Genomic DNA, 26,698 nt, shown 5'->3' with positions numbered 1-26,698 from the left:
TGTTGCGCTCCTCACGTAGCATTTTTTATGCCACTGTAGATTTTTTTAAATTTTTCAACGACTTGCAGTTATTTTTTTCAAATTAATTTTTGGTATTGTAAAAAACACTGACAGAAACCGGATTCATGCAAAGTGAATTCATGGATTCACAACCGGTCGTAAATGCTTATGCAGGAATTCGATAAGCAATTCGCATGAAATGCCAGCCGCACGCGGGTTATCGCGACATGCCGATAAAAACGAGGCGGTCAGCGATCACTCAGCGATGTGGTTTACATTACGCTCTTGTTACCAGTTTAAAAACTCACTGGACACGCGTGCGCGTGCGCGAGGAAGCCGTTTTGACGTCGTGCTTGCCTTGGATCGCATGGCCGCCTGGTCAATGCATGACAGGCGAAAAGTGCCTCAGCCGGCCAGTTCGGCCGCCACCAGGCGATCCATGTCGGACGCCGCCATCGGCGGGCTGAGCAGATAGCCCTGGCCGCAATCGAAGCCGAGATTCTTGACGGCGGCCAGCTGGTCGGCCGTTTCGATGCCGTCGGCGCAGACCGTGATCTTGACGTCGCGCGCGACCCCGACCAGGGCCGACAGCATGGCCGAGGCGTTGTCGTGGCGCGATAGCCGGCGCACCAGTTCCTGGCCCGGCTTGACGATGTCGAGCGGGAATTTCTGCAGCGACGACAGGGCCGCCAGCTCTGCGCCGAAATCGTCGAGTCCCAGCCTCACGCCGCGCTTGCGCACCTCCTGCAGTGCCTGGGCCGAGAACTTCGGATCCAGCAGCACGCTCTCACGCATCTCCAGGCGCAGCAGCGAGGGCGCCAGGCCGGTGTCGTCGAGCACCCGGTTCAAGATGGCCGGAAAGCGCGGATGGCGGATCTGTTTCGAGGACACGTTCAAGGTCAGCGGCACCACGAGCCCGTCGCGCACCCAGCGGGCCTGGGCCGAGCAGGCGGTGCGCAGCGCCCATTCGCCCACCGGCAGCATCAGGTTGGCGTTTTCCACTTCCTGGATGAAATCCGCCGCGGTCAACAGGCCGCGCTCCGGGTGCAGCCAGCGGATCAGGGCCTCGATGCCGACGATGCGCCCGCTTTCCAGGTCGTATTGCGGCTGGTAGTGCAGGCAAAGTTCCTCGTCGCGCAGCGCGCGCTCCAGCTCGCGCTCGAAGCGCTTGGCTTCCTGGGCCGCCTTGCCCAGCGATTCGCGGTACACCTGGTAGTTCAGGCGCCCCTGGTTCTTGGCTTCGTACAGCGCCAGGTCGGCCAGCTTCACCAGCTGGCCCGGCTCGTGCGCATCGTTCGGATACACGGCGATGCCGATGCTGGTGCCGCTGTAGACTTCCTGGCCGTCCAGCAGGTAAGGCAGGCTCAGCTCGACCACGATCTTGTCGGCCAGCACCTCGGCGGCGCCTGCCTCCGCCAGGTGGGTCTGGACGATCACGAACTCGTCGCCGCCGAGGCGCGCGGCGAGGTCGGTCTCGCGGATGTGGGTGCGCAGGCGGCGCGCGACTTCCTTCAGCAGCAGGTCGCCGGCGTGGTGGCCGAGGGTATCGTTGATCGACTTGAAGCGGTCCAGGTCGAGCATGTGCACGGCCACCAGGTGGCCATCGCGCTGTGCGTACTTGAGCGCGTCCTTCAGGCGCTCGTTGAAGCTGGCGCGGTTGGCCAGGCCGGTCAGGGCGTCGTGGCTGGCCAGGTGGTAGGAATACTCGACCGCGCCGCGCAGGGCTTCCTCGGCCTTCTTGCGCCCCGTGACGTCCTCGACGATCTCGAGCACGCGCGGACCGTCGCCGCTGTTGCGCAGCGAGCAGGTGACGTTGACCCAGAATTGCGAGCGGTCCTTGCGCAGGTAGCGCTGCTCCGCCACCGTCACGGCCTGCTGGCCGGTCAACAGCTTGTGGAAATTGTGGACTGCCGTTTCCTGGTCGGCCGGATGAGTGATGTCCTGGTTCGACAGGGTTTCCAGCTCGTCCAAGGTATAGCCCAGCATCGCCAGCAGGGTCGTGTTGGCGGCCACGAAGCGGCCGTCCGGCGCGCATTCGGCGATCCCGAGCGGCGCATGCTCGAAGGTCGTGCGGAAACGCTCCTCGCTGCGCCGCAGGGCTTCCTCGGCGTGCATGGCGTCGGTGATGTCGAAGAACAGGATGATGCCGTACAGTGGATGGCCGCTTTCGTCGCGCAGCATCTTCGCGGTCAGGCGGATCCAGCGTGTGCTGCCGTCCTTGCGCAGCAGGCGGCGGTCGCGCTGGATCTCGATGGCGCCGGACAGCAGCTGCTCGGTGAACTGGCGGCTGCGCTCGCGCTCGTCCGGCGGGGCCAGCTCGAGATTGTCGCGGCCGATCAGTTCTTCCGGCGTATAGCCGGCGATCGCCGCGAAGGCGCGATTCACATAGATCCATTTGCCGTCGAGGTCGATGTGGCCGATGCCGATCGGCGCATGCTCGTACAGCAGGCGGAAACGCTGCTCGCTTTCGCGCAATAGCGCTTCCGCATTCTTGCTGTCGCTGATGTCGTGGACGTTCATGCTGGTCACCGGCCGGCCGTTGCCGTCCGTGAACACCCTGGCCACGACCCGCGCCTCGAAACCTTCGCCGTCAGGGCGCGCAAAGCGCAGCTCGGACGTGCCCTCGCCGGCCGCGGCACGCCGCGCCAGCGCGGCGACCAGGTCCGGGTCCTTGCTGTCGAGCAGGTCGCCGATATTGCGCGCCAGCAGTTCCTCCTGCGTATAGCCGAACAGCTGGCAGGCGGCGACGTTGGCGGACAGGATGCCGCCATCCAGTCCGGTCAGGAACAGGGCGTCGGTGCAATGCTCGAACGCCGCGCGATAGCGGGCTTCGCTTGCCTGACCGTCGAGATTCCCGTCGTTGTCGGATGGAGTGTTTTTCTCTGGCATATCGAAGCCCGGTTCGAACATGCGCACAAATGTGTGCGAGCTCAGGATGGCTCATCCTGCCATGACAAAGATGACAACACAAGACTCGCACTGCTGGTAGTTGCAAGCTCGGCACCTTTGGTTACGCGGATGGGGTAGGAAAGTTAAAATCCACAACACGGGAGAGGAAGGACAGGCGGATTGCCTTGCTGCGCGGGACAGCCCAGTCCGCCATCCTGGGCGAACCGGGCTTCCGGCGCCAGGGGGACGCATCGCCGATCGACGAAGTCCACCGCTTCCTGTTGGCAGGCATGCGGTACTGGCTTGTCCGGCGGCCCGGCAAGCCTTAGCGCAGTACCGGCAGCTCGATATAGCTCGCCGCATCCGGCGCGTGATGGACGGCATTGTCCGCGACCACGCCCTCCTTCTCGCTCTCGTTCGGTCCGCCGGTGTTGAGGTTGCGGACGAATTTCGGGAAATTCGACGAGGTGACTTCGACGCGGATGCGGTGGCCCACGCCGAACTGGATCGCGGTCGCGATCGGCGTCGGGTGGATGGTCACCACCTCGCCCGGGTTCAGGGGCGCGGGCTTGTCGTAGCCGTTGCGGTAGCGGGCGCGGAAGATCGTGTCGCCGACGATCCAGGCGGTACCGTCGGGCGCGACGTCGACCAGCTTGACCGCGAAGTCGGTGTCCTTCGCATTCGACGACACCTTCAGCACGGCGTCCACGAAGCCGACCACGTCGACCGGCCTGGTAAGCGGCTCGCTGCTGTAGACCAGCACGTCGCTGCGCGCCTCGATCGGACGCTGGTCGAAGGCGCCCGGCACCACCACGCCGCCGTTGCAGCAGTCGCCGCCGCCGATGGTCTGCACCGGGTTCATGGGATCGTAGCGGTAGCGGTCCGGCGCCTCGCCCGCCGGCGGCGCCTCGCCGAGCAGGCGGCCGTCGCCGTACAGGCTGTTCGCATTCCCTTTCGAGCGCAGGTAGAGGCGCATCGGCCTGGCGTTCTCGGGCGGCCACTGGGCCGCGCTCTGCCAGCGGTTGGCGCCCATCATGTAGTAGCGCACCCGCGGTGTCGTTTGCGCGAAGGCCTTCTGGTCGCCCTTCAGCCAGCGGTCGAACAAGCCGTAGACGGCGCCGTCGACGTCGAAGCTGGTGTCGCCCATGGCGCGTTCGCCGACCACGGTGTCGGGCCCGAGCCGCGCGTACTGGCAATGCGGCACCGGCGCCACCACCGCGTACTGGTTGGCGCTCGCCTCCTTGTCGGTGTTGGCCGTGCGCGCCAGGTTGAACAGTTCCAGGTTCGGCCCGATCGAGACGTCGTACCAGCTGTTGAACCAGAGCGCCGGCACGCCCCAGCCCATGCCTTCGTGATACAGGCCGCCCTTGTTCCAGGCGGGATCGGCCGGGCCGCGCTTGATGAATTGCTCGAAGGTGGATGGCGGCTCGCCGAGGGAAGTCAGCATCTGCTCGACCGGCAGGTGCCTGATCTGCTTGTTCCACTCGACCTTGGGCTTGCTCGCATCCAGGTCGTTATAGGCCTCGATACGGGCGCGCAGCTTTTCGTCGGAAAGCAGCCCGTTCGGCAGTTCCGCGCGCAGCGGGTTCTCGACCCCGTACAGCCAGACGAAGAAGAGATTGCGCGGCACCCCGCCCGTGTACCAGTTGCCCTGCTCCTGGAAGCGTCCGACCTTGCCGATGCCGGCGCCGGCCGACATCGGCACCATGGCCGCATGTGCCGGGTGATTCATCCCGGCCAGCGCCAGCTGCCACTCGGCCGAGGACGAGCAGCCCAGCGTGCCGACCTTGCCGTTCGACCAGGGCTGCTGTGCGATCCAGCTGAGGGTGTCGTAGCCGTCGGTCTGCGGGTGACCGAGAATCTCCCATTTACCTTGCGAAAAATAGCGCCCGCGCTCGTTCTGTACGATGAAGACATAGCCGCGCTTGACCGATTCGAGCACGTAGCGCAGGGTCCCTCCGCGCAGCTTGTGCTCGTTGTACGGCGTTTTCCAGAGAATGGTGGGCAGCGGTCCCTTGGCGTTCTTCGGCGTGTAGACATCGGTCGACAGGGCGGCGCCATCGCGCATGGGCACCATCACGCCCAGCCGCGCCACCGCGTTACGGGCCAGCTCCTTGTCCAGTGCCTCCTGACTGTACTTCGAATAATCCTGCGCCAGGACCAGGGTCGAGGCGTCGGATGCGATCAGGGCAATGGCAACGAGGCTGGCGGTCAATCGTTTCACGTCGGCTCCTTCGATGGGATGGAATGTGCTTGCTGAGCGAACTCAAGCATAACGCATTCTCTTGCCCGTTGGGCAAGATCGAAGGTGCTGAAAAGAAACTGACGGCGAGTCTGTTATTCGGTGTCGTCGGCGTTGAAGCGCTCGCTTACCCATTCGAGCCAGTTGCACTGCGGGCAGCGGCTGACAAGGATCAGGGCGAAAAACGTGGCGAGGCCAAACACGAGTATGGCGGCATGCAGGAGGAGCCTGGGTTCGAAATCGTTGAGCAGGTTCAGCATCGCATCACCTCTATACAATTTCCTCCAATTTACTCCAAGAATGGGGAAGAAGCCATCGCCGCACGATTGATCAGAGCGCTTCCCAGCCCTGCGGCGTCGACCTGACGTACAGCTTTTCCTTCTGGCTGTGCTCGCCGTCGACGTTCCGCCCCAGCACCGGGAAGGCCTCCTTGACCTGCGGCTTCCTGGCCCACTCGGCCACGTTCGACAGCTTGTAGGTGTAGATCACGCTGGCTTCCTCATGGTCGCCCGCCTTGACCGGGTCGGTCCAGCGCTCCACCTTCTCCAGCGACTTGCGGCCCCAGCAGATGCGCGGCTCTCCCCCGGCGTCCGCGTGCAGGTAAGGCTTGGCGGCGTCGGCCATCGTGTAGCGCCTGACCTTGACCTTCGGCGCGCTTCCGGGCGATTCGACGTCCTCGCCCCTGGCCAGGCCCGCCGCTTCCAGCGCCGCCATCTGGCCGGCGACGCCGTCCGGATACAGCTTCTGCTGGCGCAGGTCGGTTTCATACACGTCGACCGGCCATTTCACCGGGTCCAGGCACATGTCGCCCTTCTTGGCGAAATACTGGGTGACGGCGATGCCGAAGTTCTTTTCGCTGGCCGAGGTCTTGCTGTTGCAGGCAGCCAGCGTGGCGGACAGCATGGTCGCGCCGAGAATGAGGGAGATGGCGGGCTTGTTCATGGTGAGCTCATTGTACCAAGGGCACCAGCCGGCGTGTCGTTTCGCCGCCAAGCCTCAGGTCTTTGCGGGAAGCGGAACGCCCTGCCCCGGATCGTCCTTCCAGCCACCACCAAGCGCCTTGTACAAGGACACCGTCGCCTGCAGCCGCTTCAGTTTCAGTTTTCCCATATCGTTCTGCACGTCCGACAAGGCCCGCTGCGTGTCGAGGACCGTCATCAGGTCTTCGGCCCCGGCCTTGTAGCGGATTTCCGCCAGGTCGTAGGCCTGGCGCGCCTCTTCCAGCTCGGTGGTCTTCAGGCGCCGCTGTTCATCCAGGCTGCGGATCTGGCCCAGCGCCGTGTCCACTTCGGACAGGGCGGCGATCACGGTCGCGCGATACACCTGGACCAGCTCCTGTTTCCGGGCGATGGCGAGATCGCGTTCCCGCTTCCGCCGGCCGCCGTCGAAAATCGGCGCGATCAGCGACGCACTGACATTGGCGAGCAGGTTCGGTGCATTCAGCAGCGACAGCAAGGCGCTGCTTTGGGTGCCCATCGCGCCTGTCAGGTTAATGCTGGGGAACAGGTTCGCCCGAGCGACGGCGACGTCGGCATTGGCGGCGGCCAGGCTGGCCTCGGCGCGGCGGATATCGGGGCGGCGCGACAGCAGCTCGGAGGGCAGGCCCGGGGACACCTCGGGCAAGGTGATCGTGTCCAGTCCCTTCTGGCCGACGGAGAAGGTCTGCGGCGTTTTGCCGAGCAGGATGGCAAGGGCCGACTGCGCTTCGCGCTCCTGCTGCATCAGGTCCGGTATGTCCGACTTCTGCTGCGCGACGACGGAGCGCTGGCGCGCCAGGTCGAGCGAAGAGGCGGCGCCCGCGTTCTTTTGCGCCTGCACCAGGGACAGGACGTGCTCGGCATTCGCGACATGCCCGCGCGCGACGGCAAGCCGGTCGCGCAGCGACAGCACCTGCAGATAGGTCGAGACGATGCCGCTGGTGACCGTCAATGCCACGGTCTGGCGGTCGAAACGGTTGGCCTCGAGCGAGGCTTCCGCCGACGCCACGCCTGCCTTGTTCTTGCCCCAGAAATCGACTTCGTAGGAGACCTGCAGACCGCTGTCGGCGGAGGTGCTTGCGCTGCCGCTCCGGATCGGTACCGAGCGGTTGGCGTCGCTGTAGAAAGTCGCCGTCGGCAGCAGGGACACGCCGGCAATGCGCGCCTCGGCCTCCGCCTGTCTCACGCGTGCGAGTGCGCCCGCGAGCTCCAGGTTGCCGGACTGGCCTTCATCGACCAGACGGGTCAGTTCAGGGCTGCCGAATCGCTGCCACCAGTTCTTGTCGGGCCATTCCTGATGGTTCGGGGCCCCGGCGGCCGTCCAGGCGGCAGGCAAGTCGACCTTGGGCGGCGGCTCCGCGATCGGACCACGGCCGGCGCAGCCCGCCAGCGCGGCGCAAACCAGGCCGAACAGGAGAGACGATCTGAAAGCGCGAGGCGTCATGGGCGCACCTCAAGTGCCTGATGCCGGCGCCGCCAGCGCATCGGGCACGGGACCGGCCAGCACCTTGTCGCCCGCCGCCAGGCCGGACAGGATCTGCGCCTGTTGCGCATTGCGCAGTCCGACCTTCACCTTGCGGGCACTGACGCGCTGGCCGGCGTCGACCACGTTGACCTTGACCAGGCCGTCTTCGTCCGGCGCGCCGAGGCAGCTGGCCGGCAGCAGCACGGCATCGCGCGCCTGGGCGACAAGGAATTGCACCTGGGCACTCATGCCGCTCATCAGTTCGTGATCCGGATTCTTGACCTCGAACAGGACGATATAAAAGGCCTGCTTGCCCTGCTCGCCCGTGCCGTCGGCCGGGACGGGAATAACCTGGCGCAGCTTTCCCGACCAGCGCTTTCCGGGATAGCCGGGCGTCGTGAAACTGGCGGCCATGCCCGGCCGCAAGCGCGTCACATCGTTTTCCGCCACGCGCGCGGCCACCGTCATTTCCGACAGGTCGGCAATCCGAAGCAGCGGTGCGGCAAGCTGCGAGGCGGCAAGGATTTGTCCGGGGCGCGCGGCCAAGGACACCACGGTCCCGGCAATCGGCGACTTGACCAGCGTCTTCTGGCGGGCTTCCTCATCGATCTTCAAGGTCGCTTCGAGTTCGCGGATCTGCGCCGTGATCGCATCGAGGCGCGCGCTGGCCGACGACGCGTTCATCCGCGCCGATTCAAAGGCTTCCTCGCGGGTCGCGTTCTGCGCTTTCAACTGCGTCTGGCGCTTGAACTGGAGCTGGGCGAAATCGAGTTGTGCGCGCTGGTCGGCGAGTTCGGCCTGCAGCCGGGCCATCTGGGCGCGATTGCTCTCGACCTTGGTGGCCTGCTGGGCCGGGGCGATTTCGAGCAAGGCCTGGTCCGCCTGGACCGTGTCGCCGATGGCGACCGGCACGTCTTTCACCTGTCCGGCAATCTGGGCATAGGCATCGGCCCATTTATGAAGCTGGAGCTTGCCGGCGGCGTCGACCGTCAGCTGGAAGTCGCCCCGGCGCGCGGTGACGGTGTCGAGCTTGACCGGTGCGGCCGCAGCCGCGGGTGCCGCCGGCTTGCCGGCCTGTGCCGACACGGGACCGGCGCACAGCACGGCGGCCAGCGAAAGCAGCGTCGCAGTGAGGTCACGGAAGCGGCCTGCCAGGAAGGAGGTTCTGTCTTGTTGATCAGCAGCCATGGAACTACATCGGCAAAATGCCGAGTATACACATTTACCGGCAAGTCCTGCCTATTCCTGTTCGAGCGGGAGCACCGTCAAGGTCTGGTTGAATACCGCACCCGTATCGATGTAGTGCACGTTACCGAGCAAGAGGTCGCGGTCCACCGGCGTATGGCCGACGAAGATTTTGGTGATGCCGGCGACATGGGAAGAGATGCGGGCGCCGAAACGCTCACGGCTCCACATGCTGATGTTGGCGATTACCTCACCGTCTTCGCCGCCCAGCTCGGCGACCAGCTCTTGCCAGCTGTCGAAAGGACAGTCGGCATGCACGATCCCGACCGCTCCCGAGCGCGTCCCGACTTCGATGGCGATGGGCAGCACGCTGAACATGCGGGCGATGTCGGCCTGCATCCCGGCGGGCAGGTCGATGAACCAGCGGCCGCCGTTCACCCGGTACTCGAGGCCATCCTGTTCGCCCGCGACGTAGTCGATCGCCATCTGCTCGTGGTTGCCCCGCACCGGATGAAACCACGGCTGCGCCAGCCATTCGACGACCTGCGCCGACTGTGGCCCCCGGTCGACGAGATCGCCGACACTGAACAGCCGGTCGGCTTCCGGATCGAAGCGGATATCGCGTAATGCCGCCGACAGCAGGTCGAAGCAGCCATGGATATCGCCGACCACGAAGTCGCGGCCATTCGTATTGACGGGATAGTGCGTATATAAAGACAAAGGCGCTCCTCGATTGCAGTCATGACGATTATCGATCATGAAGCGACAATCCGCGTCGCGCCGGTTCGGTGGAGCGCGTCTAGGCCGGCGCCCCGCCCGACATCCCGTCGATCTTGCGGTCGACGAAACGAACGACGTTTGCGAGCCAGTCCTGCGCCTGTCTTATTTCTTTGGGTTCAGGATGCGGCCTGAGGATCGTCCTTGGGACCCCACCGAAGGTGGTCAAGGCCATTTTCTGGCCAATGCCGCCTTTCGGGATCTTTTGGCCAAGGTTCCAGTGTTCTTCCATGAAAGCGGGCCATTCTTCCTTGCTCTTATTGCCCGGCCATGCCATCAGCTTCCGCTGCAGCGACGGCAGCGTTTCCTTGTCCTCGACGCATTGCGGATTTTCGAAGAACAGCTTGAGTTCGACCGTCTTCGCCCTGCGAATGTCGAGCCTGAAAAAGAACTGTGGCTTGCCGGTTCCCATCAGCTTCGCCATGGTCGGGGTCATGAAATCGATCTTGGTCGACGTGGCCGATTGCCGCTGCCTTTTCGCGCCGGAACCGATTCGCACCCAGTCGTCGCGCACGATGTGGGATGCGAGCGTGTCGCAGACCCTGGCGCGCAGATCGGATTCGACCGCTTGCAGCAGTTTCGCCGCTTCCAGCCCTCCCTTTAGCCCCTTCAGCTGCAACTCGAGCCGGGCCTTCGCCTCGGCGTTCTGGCCATGAAAGGTTTTGAGCATGTTTCCGATCGGCCCTTCGTAGTCTTCCTCTTTCAGGAGGTCTTCGGCAAGTACGCGGGGAGCGAAGTCACGCGATCCCGTGACTTTCTGCAGGGTGCGGAGGTAGTCGGACAGGAAATGCATCACGTTGGGACCGGGCTGTCCGGCGCAGTCACCGGCTTGGGGACTTGCCTGCAGCATCGCCTGCAAGGGAGCGAGGACATGGCCGCTCCAGTCGATGGGCGTCCAATAGTCCCTTTCGGCCGGCTGTGCCGGGGCCGCACCGTCGAGGGTCAGGTAGAGCAGCAGCGTCCTGGCCGAAGCCAGTCCGCCGGCCTGCTTTTGCACCGCTTCGCGGTAATGCTGCAATTGATCGCCGTGCTCGTTCGCGCCGATCTTGGCTTCGATGGCGAGGAAGAAGGTGGAGTCGACCTGGACATAGACGTCGATGCGCTTGCTGCTGTCCTGCTGGGCCGCTTCGGCCACCTCCGGCGACGAAGCTTCGCCGAGCATCAGGGTCTTGTTCCTGACCGGCAGTTCCGAAAAGACGCGCGCCGCGTCCAGATTCGCCGGCACATGCCCTGCGACCCCGGCAGGCAGTCCCCGGACGAAGCGCTCGATGAAGGCCGTACCCAGGTTATGGCTGCCCTTGGGGTCCAGGAGCCATGCCAGTGTCTTGGTGTGGCGCAGTTCGTAGGTTTCCAGGCCGAGCACCTCGAACGGGTTGAATACCGACAGGGCTTCGCGCAGTTTGCTGAATCCCGGGTGGGAAAAGAGTTCTTCGGACATGGTCGTCTGCCTGGAGTTGAGCCGCCAGCAGCATAGGCTTCAAGTTGCATTTAGTCAACATACGGCCTATGCTGTCGTGACTCAGCAAGGAACCAACGGATGCATCAAGTTCGGTTTGCTTCAATAAATCGTCGTGCGGAGCTCGCGGTGATCCTCGCCCTGTGGCATGAGCTCCCCGCCCGGGGCCCGGCGTACGCCATCTAAAAGGACGGCTATCCCCGGATGCCGCTGGCGGACGGCGGCGCCGGGAATTGGACGACACGCGGTGTCGAGATGGAGTTATTCATGGATGGGTATTGAGCGATGAAAAACGTGAACATGGAAGAAGCGGCCGATGCCGCGGCCGAGCTGACGGCGAACGAGCGCAGGTACCTCGAACGCGCGCAGGACGATCCCTTCGAGGATGGCGGGATCGTGCGTTACTACAAACAGGCCTTGAAAAACAGGGTCCACGAGGCGGTACTCGCGGCGATCGAAGTGCGCATGCGGACCGACTTTCCGAAAGCCGCCAAAAGAGTGTTCGGCGCCAAGGGAGAGCAGGTCGAAGCCATGCTCGAGCGCGTGCAGGACGCGGTCCTGGCGCAGTTCGACCTGGCCGGCAATGGCCTGGGCAGTCACATCAAAGTCGGTGGCGACGAGCGCCGCACCGGCAAGGCCTATCTGTACCGCTATCTGTCCTACCGTGCGCGCGGGCAGCAGTACGGCGCACAGATCGCCCTGATCCAGGACGACCCGGCGCAGGAATTGCGCGTGCTCGTGCGCTACTACCGCGTTTATGCCGACGCCGGCAACATCGATGAGCAGGAGTGGTTCGCGGCGGGTGACATCGGGCGCGCCCAGGACGCCTACCTGGCGCTCCTCGAGCGGCTGGCGGTACCGCGCCGCCCGCAGGCCGCCTGAGCGCCTCGGTCAACGCCCGGAACGCGTCTGCCTTGCTGTCCCCGGTTTGCCAATTCTCAAATTTTCTTGCCCATATATCGATAGACTGATTCGGTCCGGCTAGTGCCATCGAAAAAGAAATCGAAGGAAATGGCGAGGGAAGGTATGGGATCGGAATCCGAATCGTGTGCCGGCCAGGCCGGCGCTTACGGCACAGCGGCCATGCGCAGGTCGGGGCATGCCGCGACGAGGCGCCGCCGCGAACGAGGCGCTTTCGCCATCATGTTCGTACCGCTGCTGTTCGTCATCGTCGCGTTCTGCGGCCTGGCCCTGGATGCCGGCCAGCTGTACAACCGCAAGGTCGACCTGACCGGCGTGGCCAAGGCAGTCGCCCTGGCGGCCGCACGCGAACTCAACGGCACGGACGACGGCATCACGATGGCAAAGAAAAGGGCCAGGGAGACCGCCGAGGCCCTTCGCTACGGCTATTTTCAGGACGGCGCCCCCGTCCCATGGAACGAGGCCGCCCTGAGCTTCAGCACCGCACCCGCGCGCGACGGGAACTGGATTCCAGCCTCTTCAGCCAACGGAACGCCCCAGACAACGAAATCGGCGCTCTACTACGCCAAGGTCGACACCGCCGGACTCGACCCTTCCGTCGGCACCGTGAATACCTTCCTCATGCATCTGGTGACCGGCGCCACCAGTGCGATCCGGATGAGAGAAAGTGCGGTGGCGGGACGGTCGGCGCTCAACGTGACACCGATAGCGATTTGCGCAATGTCCACTGACGCCGCCAGCAAGTACACCTTTACGACTTCCGGCGGCGTGACACTCAACGAACTGGTTCAATACGGCTACAGGCGCGGAGTGAGCTACGATCTGATGCAGCTCAACCCGAATGGGACCAGCGCAATCAGCTATATCGTCAACCCGGTCGCCGTACCGGGAGGCGCCGGCCCCGCATTCAGCAGCTCGAGTCTCGGTCCGTTCATGTGCAGCGGCAGCGTATGGGTCCCGCGCCTCACGGGCGGCACCATTCGCGTGACCTCGCTCCCATCCACATCGCCGCTGGCATCCCTGTCCACGCCGCTCAATTCGCGCTTCGACATCTACGGAAGCGGTCCCTGCGCAGCCAATGGCGCCCCTCCGGACTACAACGTCCAGGCCTACGAATACGACAAGAACAACGCCGTCAAATGGATGAATCCGACGAAGGGCAGCCGGGCCGCCCTGACGGTGACCTCGCGAGGCAAGCGCGAGACCGCCGCGGATCTTCTGACCGCCCCCGCGTCGGCGGGCGACTACGGTCCGCTATGGGCTTTCGCCAAAGCGGCCAAGGCCCCGACGCCGCTGGACGCGCCGGAACCGGCCAGCGGCTATGCGACCTTCAGTACGTCGGACTGGTCGACCCTGTACAAGTCCGGCCCGACCGCACCGGGCTACCCGACCGCGACAGCCACGCCTTACCTGTCGACCAGCACCTCCTCCGGCAATTACGCCAGCCCGGGCGCCGACCACCTCGATATCTCGACGCTGAATCGGCGGGTCCTCAACATACCTCTATTGTCCTGCTCCCCGGCAGCACCGTCCGGCACCAACACCAGCGCGACCGTAGTGGCGATCGGCAAATTCTTCATGACGGTCCCGGCTACAGATACCAGCCTGATCGCCGAGTTTGCCGGCCTGATCCCGGAACAGGCACTTTCCGGTCAAGTGGAGCTCTATCCATGAAAGCGCGTTTGCCAAGGAAGTTGCCACGTTCGCCCAGGCGGGAGCGCGGCTCCGCGGCCGTCGAACTGGCCCTCATACTGCCGATCCTCATCACACTCCTGACCTTTCCGGTTTTCTATGCGCGCTGCTTGTGGCACTACACCGTTGCGCAGAAAGCGGCACAGGACGCGGCACGCTACATGGCTTCGGTACCGGCTGCCGAGATGCGCTCCAAGAAACTGGGCGCCGCGGCACAAAAGATTGCGGAAGAGATAGCGAATCAGGAGATCGCCGAACTTGCTCCCGGCAAGGAGTTCGACCCGCCGCAGATCACCTGCGACGGCCTGTCGTGCGGCTCTTCGACCGGGAAGACGCCATCCAAGGTGCGTGTCTACATCAGTTTCGGCATGGCCGACACATTCTTCGGCGCCGTGGACACCGGCCGCTACGGTCTGTTAGTCACTGCTGACGTGACGATGCGCTATGCCGGCAATTAAATCTACGCGCCGTGCTCCACGACATCCCGGGGTGCGGGAATCGGGGATCGCTGCCATCGAATTCACGGTGCTTGCGGTCGTCTTCTTCAGCTTCGTGTTCGGGATCATGGAAGTCTCCCGCCTGCTGTTCGTGTACAACACCCTGCAGGAAGTCACACGCCGCGCCGCCGCCGCCGCCGTCAACATCTACCCGAGCGACACCACCGCAATCGACAAAGTGAAGCAGGATGCCGTCTTCCGGAATTCACCTGGCGAGCTCGTGCTTGCACCGCCGATCACGGACCAGCACGTGCGCCTCGAGTACCTGAAATTCGATTTATCCGTGATCCCGGAAACTGCCTGGCCCGCCAGCGCCGCTGCCAATCGCGCGATCTGCATGGCCAATTCGCACGCCGCCAACTGCATCCGCTTCGTGCGGGCCAGCGTTTGCGACCTGCATGTGGCCGGTGAATGCGACGCCGTGCCCTCGGCCTTGTTGCTTCCCCTGGTCGACCTGCGCGTCCGCCTCCATAAGGCGACGACGATCGCGCCGGTCGAGTCGCTGGGCTACGTGCTGGGGACGCCGGCTCCGCCGGTGCCTCCTCCTTGCTCTTGCTGAACAGTACGGACTGGTGCGGCTGTCGGCCCCGGTGCATATCGACGAATGACACCGGCCACGGAAGCCGGCGCCTGAACGCAGGCCGCTAGACCAGGGGCACGCCGTTGAGCCCGCGCGTTCCCGCAAACACGCCGCTGATGAATTCGAGGAATACGGATGCCCGTTGCGGCAGCAGCCGCTCGGCCGCATACAAGGCGTTCAAGGGCGTGCCCGATACGGCGTAGGCGCTCAGCAGCGCGCTTACCTCGCCGCGATCGAGTTCGCCGGCGACCATCCAGGAAGGAAGATAGCCGATGCCCAGGCCGCCCAGCACTGCGCGGCGGATGCCTTCCAGGTTGTTGAGCCGTAGACGCCCGCCGACGTGGACCTCGCCCGTGCTGAAGGGCCAGCCGCCGCTGCCCAGCAGGGTGTAGACGATGCACTCGTGCTGCATCAAGTCCGGCGGCTCGGCCGGCGCCCCATGCCGTTCGAGATAGGCCTTGCTGGCGACGCAGATGCGCTCGGATGTCCCGACGCGCCGTGCACGCAGCGCGCTGTCCTTGAGGGCGCCGCCGCGGATCGCGATGTCGACGCCTTCGGCGACCAGATCGATATAGCTGTCGCTGAGCCTGAGTTCGACCTGCACGTCGGGATAACGGGATAAGAACCGGGGCAAGGCCGCCATCAGAACCTCGGTACCTAGGCTCTCCGCGCATGCCACGCGCAGCAAGCCATGCGGATGCTCTTCGCCGCGGGCGTCGGACTCCGCCTGCGCAATGACATCGAGGGCATGCTTTGCCTGCGCGTAATAGGCCTGTCCTTCCGGCGTCGTTGCCAGATGGCGTGTCGAGCGATGCAGCAGCCGCGTACCCAGCAGTTTCTCGAGCGAGGCGATATGCCGGCTGACGTTGGGCTGGCCGATCTGCAGCTCCCTTGCCACTGCGGAGAAACTGCCTGTTTCGACCGCCCGTACGAAGCAATGCATCCACATCAACTTATCCATTTTTCCCAGGCCTGATTTCGATTCATGCAATGAGAGCATAAATGATATGACGCCGGCCTGTCTTCTCCTTCCGCCGGCTTCGCCCCACACTGAGGACTGCGTTCAATGCAAAACCCGATTTCATAGCCAAGGAAAAACCATGTCACTGAAACTTGCACAAAAAGTAGCGGTCGTTACCGGCGGAAGTACCGGCATCGGCCTGGCCATTGCCAGACGTTTCGTCAGCGAAGGCGCGAAAGTCTATATCACCGGTCGCCGCCAGGCGGAACTCGATGCCGCCGTCCAGGCAATCGGAGGCGATGCGGAAAGCGCCCGTGTGGACTCTGCGGATATCGCGCAGCTGCGCGCCCTGTTCGATCGGATCGGTCAGAAGCACGGCAAGCTCGACGTTCTCGTCGCAAATGCGGGCGGCGGCGCACTGATGCCCTTCGGGCATATCACCGAAGAACACTTCGACGACACTTTCTCGCGCAACGTGAAAGGCACCCTGTTCACCGTCCAGACCGCTTTGCCGCTGCTGGGCACAGGTTCGTCGGTCATCCTGACCGGCTCCACGGCAGCCAGCGGCGGGACCGAAGCGTTCAGCGTTTACGCCGCCTCCAAAGCCGCCGTCCGTGCCTTCGCCCGCAACTGGATTCTCGACCTGAAGGGTCGCGGTATCCGCATCAACACGCTGAGCCCGGGTCCGATCAGGACGCCTGGCTTGGTCGAGCTCGTTGGCACCGATCCGGATCAGCAACAAGGCTTCCTCGACCACCTCGCCTCGCTCATTCCGATGGGCCGCGTCGGCGAGCCGGACGAAATCGCGAAGGCGGCAGTATTTCTGGCGTCGGACGACGCGAGTTTCGTGAACGGCATCGAACTGTTCGTGGATGGCGGCCTCCGCCAGATCTGAGACGGCGCTACGTCCTGCTCGCGGCTGCACCGATCGCCGGTGCAGCCGGCCCCGAACCCGGCATCCCGGTGCCGATGCGAAAGGGTCCGCCGGGTCGGCGCTCTCATTTGGCGATATCGACGTGATACGGTAGCCAGCGCGGGCAGACCCCGCAGGTTCTGGCGATTCAACGGCACAAGAAACACAGGTATCCTGGACATGTTCTAATTGCGGAAACGAGCTCGTTCCACAGCCCGGGAGAACGAGACAGCACCCTGCCCAGGGTATGGGCGCACATTCAGGAGAGTGCAATGAGCCGTAAGACCCCCATTGAGCGCTACCGCAACATCGGCATCAGCGCCCACATCGACGCCGGCAAGACGACCACGACCGAGCGCATCCTGTTCTACACCGGCGTCAATCACAAGATAGGCGAGGTGCACGACGGCGCGGCGACCATGGACTGGATGGAACAGGAACAGGAGCGCGGCATCACGATCACCTCGGCTGCGACCACGGCATTCTGGAAGGGGATGGCCGGCAATTACCCGGAGTATCGCATCAACATCATCGACACCCCGGGGCACGTCGACTTCACCATCGAGGTCGAACGCTCGATGCGGGTACTGGACGGCGCGGTGATGGTGTACGACTCGGTCGGCGGCGTGCAGCCGCAATCCGAAACCGTGTGGCGCCAGGCGAACAAATACAAGGTGCCGCGCATCGCCTTCGTCAACAAGATGGACCGCGTCGGCGCCGATTTCTTCCGCGTGCGGCAGCAGATCCACGACCGTTTGAAGGGCAACCCGGTGCCAATCCAGGTGCCGATCGGTGCCGAGGACAGGTTCGAAGGCGTGGTCGACCTGGTCAAGATGCGCGCCATCCGCTGGGACGAAGCCGGTCAGGGCGTGCACTTCGAGTACGGCGACATCCCGGCCGAACTGGAAGGGGTCGCGCGCGCGTGGCGCGAAAGCCTGGTCGAGGCGGCGGCCGAGGCAACCCCCGAGCTGACCGAGAAATACCTGAACGGCGAGCCGCTTTCCGAAGACGAGATCAAGGCGGCGCTGCGCCAGCGCACCGTGGCCGGCGAAATCGTGCCGATGCTGGCCGGCTCCGCCTTCAAGAACAAGGGCGTGCAGGCGATGCTGGACGCCGTGATCGACTACCTGCCCTCTCCGATCGACGTGCCGGCCATTGCGGGCCATGACGAGAACGACCAGCCGATCGAGCGCCACCCGTCGGACGAGGAGCCGTTCGCCGCGCTGGCCTTCAAGATCATGACCGATCCTTTCGTGGGCCAGCTGACCTTCTTCCGCGTGTATTCGGGCGTGGTCAATTCCGGAGACAGCGTGTACAACCCGACCAAGGGCCAAAAGGAGAGGCTGGGCCGCATCCTGCAGATGCACGCCAACGAGCGCAAGGAAATCAAGGAAGTGTTCGCCGGCGACATCGCGGCCGCGGTAGGCCTGAAGGCGGTTACCACAGGCGATACGCTCTCCGATCCGCACCACGTGATCGTGCTGGAAAAGATGGTGTTCCCGGAACCGGTGATCTCGCAGGCGGTGGAACCGAAAACCAAGGCCGACCAGGAAAAGATGGGGGTCGCCCTGAATCGCCTGGCGCAGGAAGACCCCTCGTTCCGTGTCCGCACCGACGAGGAATCCGGCCAGACCATCATGTCCGGCATGGGCGAGCTGCACCTGGAAATCCTGGTCGACCGCATGAAGCGCGAGTTCGGCGTCGAAACCACGGTCGGCAAGCCGCAGGTGGCGTACCGCGAAACCATCCGCAACGCGGTCGAGAACGTCGAAGGCAAGTTCGTCAAGCAATCGGGCGGCAAGGGACAGTATGGCCACGTGGTGCTCAAGCTCGAGCCGCTCGAGCCCGGCAAGGGTTACGAATTCGTCGACGCCATCAAGGGTGGCGTGGTGCCGCGCGAGTACATCCCGGCGGTCGACAAGGGCATCCAGGAGACGCTGCCTTCCGGCGTGCTGGCCGGCTACCCGGTGGTCGACGTGCGCGCGACGCTGACCTTCGGCTCTTACCACGACGTCGACTCCAACGAAAACGCCTTCCGCGTGGCCGCCTCGATGGCTTTCAAGGACGGCATGCGCAAGGCCTCGCCCGAACTTCTCGAGCCGATGATGCAGGTCGAGGTCGAGACACCCGAGGAATTTACCGGCAACGTGATGGGCGACCTGTCGACCCGGCGCGGCCTGGTCCAGGGTATGGACGAGATTGCCGGCGGCGGTGGCAAGTTGATCAAGGCAGTGGTGCCGCTGGCCGAGATGTTCGGCTACTCGACCACGCTGCGTTCGCTGACCCAGGGCCGCGCGACTTACACGATGGAATTCAAGCACTACGCGGCGGTTCCCAGGCATGTGCTCGACCAGATCGCATCAACGCGCGCGAATCGATAATCAGCCCTGGGGCAACATGAACTCCGCGAAGAAATCGGCCAGGGCCTGGTGTGCATCCAAGGGCAGGACCAGGGCGATATACTGATCGGGGCGCACCACGACCAGGGCGCCCTGTTCCCGATCCACGCCGCGCAAGTCGAAGATGTCCGGGCCGTGCTTGAGCTTGGCGCTGAACACCTTTTCGTAATCGTGGAGGCCATGGCGCCCTTTCTGCGGCCATAGCAGCGCGGACATCGCCTGGATTTCGAGGTCCGCGTGACTGCCCTGGAACACTGCGCGCAGGTCGAACACCGCGTCCGGGTCCTGGCCCGCCGCAGTGTATCTGCGCACTGGCGAGGCGGGTGAATCTTCGAGGAAGCGACACAGCTTGCGCAGGCCGCTGTTACCGTCCACGGCGTCATCCTTGCCGGCGAAGGCGTAGAGGCGCCAACGCCCGTCGGCCTTGCCCGCATGTCCCAGATGAACTACCTTGGCGTCGCAAATGCGCACCACTTCAGCCGAGTGAAAACGCGTCCCCACTTCGAAGCCGGCGGCCAAATGCTGGTGCGTCTCGTCACCGCAGAGCAGCGCTGCGCTGTATTTCGTGCCCATGCCGGCGGTGTACCGCAGGTGCCGCTCGAAATACGTCTGGAACTCCTTGGGGTCCAGGCCTCCGCCCTGTCCGTCGGCCGGTTTTTCGCTGATCATCTTCGCCCACTCACTGTCGAAGTCGATCAATTGCTTTCCGACCGCCTGGCGCTCGGCATTGTAGCTATGCAGGAGCGACGGCGGGCATTGTCCGCGCAGGACAGCCGCAAGCTTCCAGCCCAGGTTGAACGCATCCTGCATGGAGCAATTCATGCCCTGTCCCGCCTTGGGACTGTGGGTGTGGCAAGCGTCGCCGGCGATGAAGACGCGCGGCAGCTGCCCGCTTTCCCGTCCTGCGGGCACGTCGTCGTATTTGTCGCAGATGCGCTGGCCGATCTCGTACACAGACCACCATGCGACCTCCTTCACATCCAGCTTGTAAGGATGGAAAATGCGCTGCGCGGCATCGATTAACTGCTCGATCGTAATCTTGCGCTGCGACACGCGTTCGTCCTCGCTCAGCTTGTCCATCTCCACGTACAGCCGAGTGAGATACCCTCCCTCGCGCGGAATGATCAGGAGACTGCCTTCGCGGGACTGGATCGCCACCTTGTAGCGCACGTCGGGGAAGTCGGTTACCGCCAGCACGTCCATCACCCCCCAGGCCTGGTGCGCCGCCTCGCCGGCCAGTTCGCGGCCGATCGCGGTGCGCGTGGCACTGCGCGCACCGTCGCAGCCCACGACATAGCGTGCGCGCACGATCTCGCGCTGCCCGGCATGTGCCGGGTCGGTGCGCTCCAGCGTCGCCGTCACCGGATAGTCGCCGGCAGCAGCATCGACCTTGACGTCGAGCAGCTTGCGCGCGTAATGCGGCGCCAGCCGGCTCGGCGAATTGCGCATGGTCTCGAGGTAGAGATCGTGGACCCGGGCCTGGTTGAGCACCACGTGCGGAAACTCCGACAAGCCGTCCTCCGTGTCCTGCACGCGGCCATGACGCACGATCTCGCGCGGGTTCTTTTCGTCGGGTTTCCAGAACGTGACTTCGTTGATCCAGCAGGACTCCTGGAGCACCCGCTCGGCGAAATTGAATGCCTCGAACATTTCCATCGTGCGGCAGGCGATGCCGTCGGCCTGTCCTTTCTCCAGCGGGCCATCCTTCTGCTCGACGATCGCCGTGCGAATCTCGGGGAACGCTGCCAGTTGCGCCGCCAGCGTCAGGCCCGCCGGGCCGCAGCCGACAATGAGTACATCCACCTGTGCCGGCACGGCATCGGTGTGCGGCCGGGCGAGCGGCGAAACGGGGTGAAGATGCGGGTCGCCGGGACGAAATCCGTCGAGATGGAATTGCATGACTGGTCTCCTGAAAACTGTTACTACCGTTGTGTTATTTCGCGGCATGTTCCGCGTCGCTCCTGCGGTGGAAGCACTTTGACGGAAAAGAAGTATTTTCGAAACAGATAATCTTTGATCGTTATAATCAGGATTTTAAATATCGATAGACCAATGAAGCACTTTGACCTCGAGCTGCTGCAGATCTTCGACGAAATCTTCAAGACAGGGAACGTGACCCGGGCAGCCCACAACCTGGGCCTGCCGCAGTCGAGCGTCAGCCTCGCACTGAGCAAGCTGCGCGGCCATTTCAACGACCAGCTGTTCAGCCGTACCGTCAAGGGCATGGTGCCCACGCCACGCGCACAGAACGCGATCGGGGACGTGCGCCTCGCGATCTCGGCAGTGCAGCATGCGCTGGCCGACCAGCCGGTATTCGACCCCGCCGAGAGTACCCGTCAATTCCGTGTCTGCATGACGGATATCAGCGAGATCGTGCTCCTGCCGCGCATGCTGAACCACTTGCGCGCCATTGCCCCGGGCATTCACCTCGAGATATCGAGGATTTCCCCGGCCACGCCCGCCGAGCTTGCGGACGGCACGGTCGACCTGGCGGTCGGTTTCATGCCACATCTGGAGGCCGGCTTCTACCAGCAAAAGCTGTTCGACCAACACTTCGTCTGCCTGGTCGCGCATACGCATCCGCGTGTGGGCGCGTCGCTGACGGTCGAGAATCTGCGGCAGGAGGGACATGTGCGCGTACGTACCTCGGGCACCGGCCATGCGATCGTCGACAAGATACTGGCGCGCGAGGAGATCGAGCGCAATGTCGTGCTGAACCTGCCGAGCTTCCTGGGCGTCGCGTCCATCGTGGCGCAGACCGAGCTGCTGGCCATTGTCCCCTTGCGCTATGCGAGCGTGGTGGCAGGCAGCGAAGCGGTCCGCTTCCTGGAGATCCCGGTGGATCTACCGAGCTATCAGGTCAAGCAACACTGGCACGAACGCTATCATGCCGACGTCTCGAACCGCTGGCTGCGGCAGATGGTTGCCGCGCTGTTCGCCAGCGGCGACGCCGCCGGGAGCGGCGCGCCTCATATCGCGTCCGCTACCCGGCCAGCTGCATGACAAGCCGCTGCGCCGTCATGCCCGATGGGCGATACCGCTAGGGTTTGCCCGGATCTTTCTGATTTGGGAACTGATCGAATTCGATGTTGAACAGCTCCCCGTTGACCTTCTCGACCCGCCGCACGTATTCCGTCTGCACCACGTCGCGGGTGGCGGCGTCCAGCATGATCGGTCCGCGCGGACTGTTCAGCTGCATGCCCTTCAGGATTGCCATGGTTTTGTCGCCATTGATGTCGCCGTTCAGCTTGCGCGCGACCTCATAAATTGCCGCCATGCCGTCGTAGCCGCCGACGGCCATGAAGTTGGGCCGGCCCGCGCCAGGGTTGGCGCTGGCAAAACTCTTGAGGAATGCGGCATTTTCAGGCGATTTGTGGGCCGCCGAATAATGAAAGGTGGTGATCACGCCCAGCGTCGCGTCGCCCATCGCCGCCAGCATATGATCGTCCGTCAGGTCTCCGGTGCCGATGACCTTGATACCCGCTTCGGCCAGGCCGCGCTCGCGGTAGCCCTTCATGAAAGCGATGGTGTGTTCGCCGGGCGGTACGAATACGAACACCGCATCCGGCCTGGCGTCCTTGATGCGCTGGATGTAAGGCGCGAAGTCGGGATTTTTCAGCGGTACGCGGATTGCCTCCTGGACCTTGCCACCTCCTTCCGTCAGGGCCGCCTTGAACGCCGTTTCGGCATCGATACCGGGCGCGTAATCGGCTACCAGCGTGACCACGTTCCGGATCTTGTTCTTGAGCGCCCACCTCGCCATCGGCGCGGAGCTTTGCGGCAGCGTCATCGACACGCGCGCAATGTAATTCGACTTCGTCGTAATGGCCGAACTGGCCGCATTCATGATGATCATCGGCTTTTTCGCCTGCTCGGCAAGCGGCGCGACCGCAAGTGCTTCCGGCGTCAGGCCGAAGCCGGCCAGGAAATCGACCTTATCCCGCACCACGAGTTCCTGGGCCAGCCGCTTCGCGATTTCGGGCGAAGGCCCGGTGGTGTCCTTGACGATGACCTCGATTTTCTTTCCGGCGACAGTGCTGCCATGTTGCGCCATATAGGCTTTGATCCCGCCTTCCATTTGCTTGCCGTAATCGGCGAACGGCCCGGAAAAGGGTGCGATCAGTCCGACCTTGATGGTGTCCTCGCCCGCGGCTTGCGCCAGCATGGTGAGGGATAGCGCGCCTGCTGCGAGGACTACCCTGGATATTACTTTTTTCATGCTTTAGTCTCCATTTAAGCTGTTCTTGTTTCTTGTCCGGCCAGATATTCGCTCGACCGCGCCTCCCGATGCGGTCCGGAACCATCGCTCACAGTGTGCCGAAGTTCGCGCCCATTGAATACTTGTTGGACATTGATTCATATAATCAGCTTTTTGAATAATGCTGGATTTGTCGCTTTGGCGCCTGACGCCAGCTTGAACACGCCGACTGCCTGCGCCAGCCTCGCCGCCTGCTCCCGCATCGCTTCGGACGCCGCTGCCGCTTCCTCGACCAGGGCCGCGTTCTGCTGGGTCATCTGGTCGATCTCGGCGACGGACTGGTTGATCTGCTCGATACCGATGCCCTGTTCCCGGGTCGCGGCGCTGATCTCACCGATCATGCTGCCGACACGGCCGACGTCGGCGAGAATTTCCTGCATCGTCGTGCCCGCTTCCCGTACCAGACCCACGCCGTCGTCGACCTTTGACACGGAGTCCCCGATCAGCGTCTTGATCTCTCGGGCGGCGGCGGCCGAGCGCTGGGCCAAGTTGCGCACCTCGCTGGCCACCACGGCAAAGCCCCTGCCTTGCTCGCCCGCGCGCGCGGCCTCCACCGCCGCATTCAGGGCCAGGATGTTTGTCTGGAAAGCGATGCCGTCGATGACGCTGATGATATCGACGATCTTGCTGGACGAGGCGTTGATCGACGCCATGGTTTCGACCACCCTGGCTACCGCGGCCCCGCCGCGCCCCGCGACCTCGGAGGACGATTCCGCCAGCACATTCGCCTGGCGCGCGTTGTCCGCGCTCTGCTTGAGGGTGGTGGTCAGTTCCTCCATCGAGGCCGCGGTTTCTTCGAGTGAGCTGGCCTGATCCTCGGTACGGCTCGACAGGTTTTGAATGCCGCTGGCGATTTCGCCCGACGCAGCGGCGATCAGGTCGGTGCCGGCGCGTACCTGGGTGACGACCGCGGCCAGCGCATCGCGCATGGACTTCATCGCGGCCATCAGGCTGCTCCGGTCACCGGCGCGGACCGCCACCTCGACGCTCAGGTCGCCGGTCGCGATGCGCTGGGCCACCGCGACGGCGACTTCAGGATCGCCGCCGATCTGGCGTTCGATGTTTCGCACCAGCAACACAACCACGCCACTAAGAACGGCACCGATCACGGCCAGCCAGAGCGCGGCCTCGCTCAGCTGTTCGCGGAAAGCCCGGTCCAGGTCATCGACATAGAGGCCGACCATGAAGTACCAACTCCAGGGCTTGTAGTGCACGGTATAGGATATCTTGGGTACCGGCTCCCGCGAGCCCGGCTTGACCCACATGAACGAGGTAAAGCCGGAACCGGTTTGCAAGGTCGATTTGACGCCTTCCACACTGATTGCCCGGCCGTTCACGTCGACCACTTTCGCGATCGGCATGCCTTCCAACTCGGCCTTGAAGGGGTGCATCAGCATCTTGTCCTTGTCGAATACGACGATGTAGCCGCTATCCCCGAAGCGTAATGCCCTGATGCGCGCCAGAGCCTGCTTTTTGGCTTCGTCGAGAGGCAGCGCACCCCTGGCGGCCAATGCCTCGTACTCCCCGGTGATCGACGCCGCCATGTCGTCCGCATTCGCGAGCTGGATCTTGCGTTCGTCAAAGCGCAATTCGCGCGTGCGCATGGCATCGATCACGAATACTGCGAGCAGGCATATCCAACTAAGAAACAACGGCAGAAATAGTTTTTGGCGAAAGGTCATTTTCATTGTCGTTATCAAGGCAATAGCGCCGTAATCACAGCCAAGATCCCGCCTGTCATTTTTTTCACGTTTTTATCTCCTGTTTTATGTAGTTCTAGGTTTGACCCGCCCCATGTGTTTTCCTCGCGGCGAACGGCGACTGGCTATTCGCTGTAATAGCCAGTAAGGGCGCACCTCTATCGCTTTCTTGATGCCGCCCATAAATCTTGCGAGTGAACATAGTCTGCCCAAGTCAAGGGATGGTGGATACCGATCCATTCCGATTTCGACAATCAGGTTTTTAAATAATGCAGCAGTCAGGAAACTCTTCGACGCCGGGATGTGACCCGACGGGCAGACCTGTACCGCACATCGCTACACTGATACCGACTCGGAAGGCATGGCCTTTCTGCAGCAGGCGCAGGTCGTCGTCGCCACGCTGGACGCGGCCGTTGATTCGGTGGCGGCGCGACAGTCTTCCTCAGTGATTATGGCGTGGCATGTCCTGAGCGACGCCCCGGTACTTCAACGCCATTTCTATTACAGCACCGGTATGCAGTTGGCCGACGCTGGCGCGGTAGATCTCCTGCCACGGCGTCTGGTTGCCGGGTACGGGCGGCGGCGCATCCTTCCTGCGCGCCGCCAGCTCCGCATCCGGCAGCAGTACGTCGCAGCGTCCGATGTTCAGGTCCACGCACACGCTGTCGCCGGTGCGCAGCAACGCCAGGTTGCCGCCGGCCGCACTCTCCGGCCCGGCCAACAGCCAGCCGCCCTGCGTGACGAAGTGAGCAAGCACCTTCGCGCCAACTACCCCGCCCCAGAAAAACAAGATCAACTGCAGGGTGCGAAGCAGCGCTTCGTAGCCACGCAAGGCGCTACCGAAGCGCACAGGCGAACGGAAATGCATCGCCAGGCCAGGTGCCAGCAATCGGGGTTTCATGGTCGTCTCCGCTTATCGATTTAATACCGACAAGCATATTCGCGGCCCCTTTTTCCAGCTCGTGATTCTATCGATACGTCCTATGGACATGATGGATGCCTGTTCGACGAGGCCGTGGCGGAGCTCGCGCATTGCGGTAAGCAGGCGGCGGCAGAGTGCTACCACAAACCAGACTAGTCCAGTACCTGATCGATTTTCCGTGGTGCGAAACAGTCGGCATCCAGCGCGACGCTTTTCGCATTGCTGACAATGCCCTGGAAGTTGCCCCGAACTGCGACGCCCTTACGAAGTCTCTGCGCGAGTGCGATTACTGTAGCCAGGGCGTCACCTGAAGTTTCCTTCCCGGGCGCGATCGTCCATATCTCCTCCGTCTCCGAAGACGCCGAAACATGCAAGCCAAGCACGTCGCCCCGGCGCCTCGTGCATCCAGCGATGTGGTCGACGCCGGAATACGAAGCTCGGGTCGTCAGTACGGCGCCGAACCTGGCAACCTGGTCCAACCGGCGGAACAACTTCTCTTTGCCTGCCCTGTCGCCAGGCTCCGCGTCGACAATCAAGTCGCAGTCTTTCAAGTGATGAAAATTTACCGTGCCGGCCAACAGTGCCATGCGCCTGTCACGCTCGGCCTGTCGAAGCTCGCCTTTCGCGGCCGCATTCCGGTAGCCCGACCGGACAAGCTCGACTACCTTGTCGAGTGACTCGCGCTCGGGTTCGAAGAGCGTCACCGGAACGTCGGCATCCAGCAGGCTTACCGCGATGCCAAGGCTCATGGCATCGGCGCCGATGATGCCGACCCGGCCGACCGTTCGAGAGTCATCGTGCACCTCGTTTTGCATACAATTCATTTGGGTTCCTCGATATGACTAATGCAATGCTCCGCACAGG

Annotated in this window: 20 protein-coding genes and 1 pseudogene; 8 read left to right on the top strand and 13 right to left on the bottom strand. The window is 63.5% G+C overall.

Translation table 11 applies throughout. From position 1 onward, the window contains the following. Window positions 1–405: 405 nt before the first annotated feature. Both AB4Z32_RS02275 and AB4Z32_RS02270 read right to left on the bottom strand, forming a co-directional pair. Window positions 406–2,889 carry a sensor domain-containing protein gene (locus AB4Z32_RS02275; RefSeq protein WP_441933964.1) on the bottom strand — a complete coding sequence of 828 codons (2,484 nt, stop codon included), beginning with the start codon at window positions 2,887–2,889 and terminating at the stop codon, window positions 406–408. Window positions 2,890–3,214: 325 nt separating this feature from the next. Continuing rightward, window positions 3,215–5,113, bottom strand: coding sequence for a CocE/NonD family hydrolase (locus tag AB4Z32_RS02270; RefSeq protein ID WP_441933962.1), 1,899 nt, complete (start codon window positions 5,111–5,113; stop codon window positions 3,215–3,217). 29 nt (window positions 5,114–5,142) lie between these two features. Between AB4Z32_RS02270 and AB4Z32_RS02265 the strand changes: the two genes are divergently transcribed. After that, on the top strand, window positions 5,143–5,496 hold the full coding sequence (locus AB4Z32_RS02265) for a hypothetical protein (RefSeq protein WP_441933960.1): 354 nt from the start codon (window positions 5,143–5,145) through the stop codon (window positions 5,494–5,496). Here the strand turns inward: AB4Z32_RS02265 and AB4Z32_RS02260 are convergent. The 5 genes from AB4Z32_RS02260 to AB4Z32_RS02240 all read right to left on the bottom strand — a co-directional run bounded on the left by AB4Z32_RS02260 (window position 5,462) and on the right by AB4Z32_RS02240 (window position 10,973). Beyond that, window positions 5,462–6,073 (bottom strand): hypothetical protein, encoded by a 612-nt coding sequence (locus AB4Z32_RS02260; RefSeq protein WP_441933958.1) that lies wholly within the window; start codon window positions 6,071–6,073, stop codon window positions 5,462–5,464. The two genes, AB4Z32_RS02265 and AB4Z32_RS02260, sit on opposite strands and share 35 nt — an antisense overlap. A 54-nt stretch (window positions 6,074–6,127) precedes the next feature. After that, on the bottom strand, window positions 6,128–7,552 hold the full coding sequence (locus tag AB4Z32_RS02255) for an efflux transporter outer membrane subunit (RefSeq protein WP_441933956.1): 1,425 nt from the start codon (window positions 7,550–7,552) through the stop codon (window positions 6,128–6,130). 9 nt (window positions 7,553–7,561) lie between these two features. Then, window positions 7,562–8,761 carry an efflux RND transporter periplasmic adaptor subunit gene (locus AB4Z32_RS02250; RefSeq protein ID WP_441933954.1) on the bottom strand — a complete coding sequence of 400 codons (1,200 nt, stop codon included), beginning with the start codon at window positions 8,759–8,761 and terminating at the stop codon, window positions 7,562–7,564. A gap of 51 nt (window positions 8,762–8,812) precedes the next feature. Beyond that, a complete protein-coding gene (locus AB4Z32_RS02245; protein ID WP_441933951.1) occupies window positions 8,813–9,478 on the bottom strand; it encodes a metallophosphoesterase in 666 nt (221 codons plus the stop codon). Between the two features lie 79 nt (window positions 9,479–9,557). After that, window positions 9,558–10,973 carry a PD-(D/E)XK nuclease family protein gene (locus tag AB4Z32_RS02240; protein ID WP_441933949.1) on the bottom strand — a complete coding sequence of 472 codons (1,416 nt, stop codon included), beginning with the start codon at window positions 10,971–10,973 and terminating at the stop codon, window positions 9,558–9,560. Between the two features lie 303 nt (window positions 10,974–11,276). Between AB4Z32_RS02240 and AB4Z32_RS02235 the strand changes: the two genes are divergently transcribed. The 4 genes from AB4Z32_RS02235 (at window position 11,277) to AB4Z32_RS02220 (ending at window position 14,660) form a co-directional block, all read left to right on the top strand. Next, complete coding sequence (locus AB4Z32_RS02235; RefSeq protein ID WP_441933947.1) at window positions 11,277–11,873, top strand: hypothetical protein; 597 nt, start codon at window positions 11,277–11,279, stop codon at window positions 11,871–11,873. Window positions 11,874–12,134: 261 nt separating this feature from the next. Then, a complete protein-coding gene (locus AB4Z32_RS02230) occupies window positions 12,135–13,586 on the top strand; it encodes a pilus assembly protein TadG-related protein (protein ID WP_441933945.1) in 1,452 nt (483 codons plus the stop codon). Further along, the gene (locus AB4Z32_RS02225; RefSeq protein ID WP_441933943.1) at window positions 13,583–14,062 is read left to right on the top strand and encodes a TadE/TadG family type IV pilus assembly protein; all 480 of its coding nucleotides are present in this window, start codon (window positions 13,583–13,585) and stop codon (window positions 14,060–14,062) included. The genes AB4Z32_RS02230 and AB4Z32_RS02225 overlap by 4 nt, the downstream gene beginning before the upstream one ends. A gap of 31 nt (window positions 14,063–14,093) precedes the next feature. Continuing rightward, window positions 14,094–14,660: a TadE/TadG family type IV pilus assembly protein gene (locus AB4Z32_RS02220; RefSeq protein ID WP_441933941.1), complete on the top strand. Its 567-nt coding sequence runs from the start codon at window positions 14,094–14,096 to the stop codon at window positions 14,658–14,660. An 85-nt stretch (window positions 14,661–14,745) separates the two neighbouring features. On the opposite strand, the gene AB4Z32_RS02215 is transcribed toward AB4Z32_RS02220, so the two are convergent. Continuing rightward, complete coding sequence (locus AB4Z32_RS02215; RefSeq protein WP_441933939.1) at window positions 14,746–15,732, bottom strand: LysR family transcriptional regulator; 987 nt, start codon at window positions 15,730–15,732, stop codon at window positions 14,746–14,748. Window positions 15,733–15,781: 49 nt separating this feature from the next. Between AB4Z32_RS02215 and AB4Z32_RS02210 the strand changes: the two genes are divergently transcribed. Further along, window positions 15,782–16,537, top strand: coding sequence for an SDR family NAD(P)-dependent oxidoreductase (locus tag AB4Z32_RS02210; RefSeq protein WP_441933937.1), 756 nt, complete (start codon window positions 15,782–15,784; stop codon window positions 16,535–16,537). Between the two features lie 290 nt (window positions 16,538–16,827). Then, window positions 16,828–18,936: an elongation factor G gene (fusA, locus tag AB4Z32_RS02205; protein WP_441933935.1), complete on the top strand. Its 2,109-nt coding sequence runs from the start codon at window positions 16,828–16,830 to the stop codon at window positions 18,934–18,936. Here the strand turns inward: fusA and AB4Z32_RS02200 are convergent, their stop codons facing one another. Further along, a complete protein-coding gene (locus AB4Z32_RS02200) occupies window positions 18,937–20,853 on the bottom strand; it encodes an FAD-binding monooxygenase (protein WP_441933933.1) in 1,917 nt (638 codons plus the stop codon). A 153-nt stretch (window positions 20,854–21,006) separates the two neighbouring features. Between AB4Z32_RS02200 and AB4Z32_RS02195 the strand changes: the two genes are divergently transcribed. Then, a complete protein-coding gene (locus AB4Z32_RS02195; protein WP_441933931.1) occupies window positions 21,007–21,957 on the top strand; it encodes a LysR family transcriptional regulator in 951 nt (316 codons plus the stop codon). 37 nt (window positions 21,958–21,994) lie between these two features. Here the strand turns inward: AB4Z32_RS02195 and AB4Z32_RS02190 are convergent, their stop codons facing one another. From AB4Z32_RS02190 to AB4Z32_RS02175, 4 genes and pseudogenes are all read right to left on the bottom strand, one after another. Next, a complete protein-coding gene (locus tag AB4Z32_RS02190; RefSeq protein ID WP_441933930.1) occupies window positions 21,995–23,173 on the bottom strand; it encodes an ABC transporter substrate-binding protein in 1,179 nt (392 codons plus the stop codon). A 137-nt stretch (window positions 23,174–23,310) separates the two neighbouring features. Further along, the gene (locus AB4Z32_RS02185) at window positions 23,311–24,900 is read right to left on the bottom strand and encodes a methyl-accepting chemotaxis protein (protein ID WP_441933928.1); all 1,590 of its coding nucleotides are present in this window, start codon (window positions 24,898–24,900) and stop codon (window positions 23,311–23,313) included. Between the two features lie 454 nt (window positions 24,901–25,354). Continuing rightward, window positions 25,355–25,636, bottom strand: a pseudogene (locus AB4Z32_RS02180) (dihydroxy-acid dehydratase); the annotation flags it as partial. Window positions 25,637–25,986: 350 nt separating this feature from the next. Then, the gene (locus tag AB4Z32_RS02175) at window positions 25,987–26,649 is read right to left on the bottom strand and encodes a 3-hydroxyacyl-CoA dehydrogenase NAD-binding domain-containing protein (protein ID WP_441933926.1); all 663 of its coding nucleotides are present in this window, start codon (window positions 26,647–26,649) and stop codon (window positions 25,987–25,989) included. Between the last annotated feature and the right edge of the window lie 49 nt (window positions 26,650–26,698).

The organism is Massilia sp. 2TAF26 (assembly GCF_052115005.1).
Taxonomy (GTDB): Bacteria; Pseudomonadota; Gammaproteobacteria; order Burkholderiales; family Burkholderiaceae_D; genus Telluria.
This window is presented reverse-complemented; position numbering and strand designations above follow the sequence as displayed.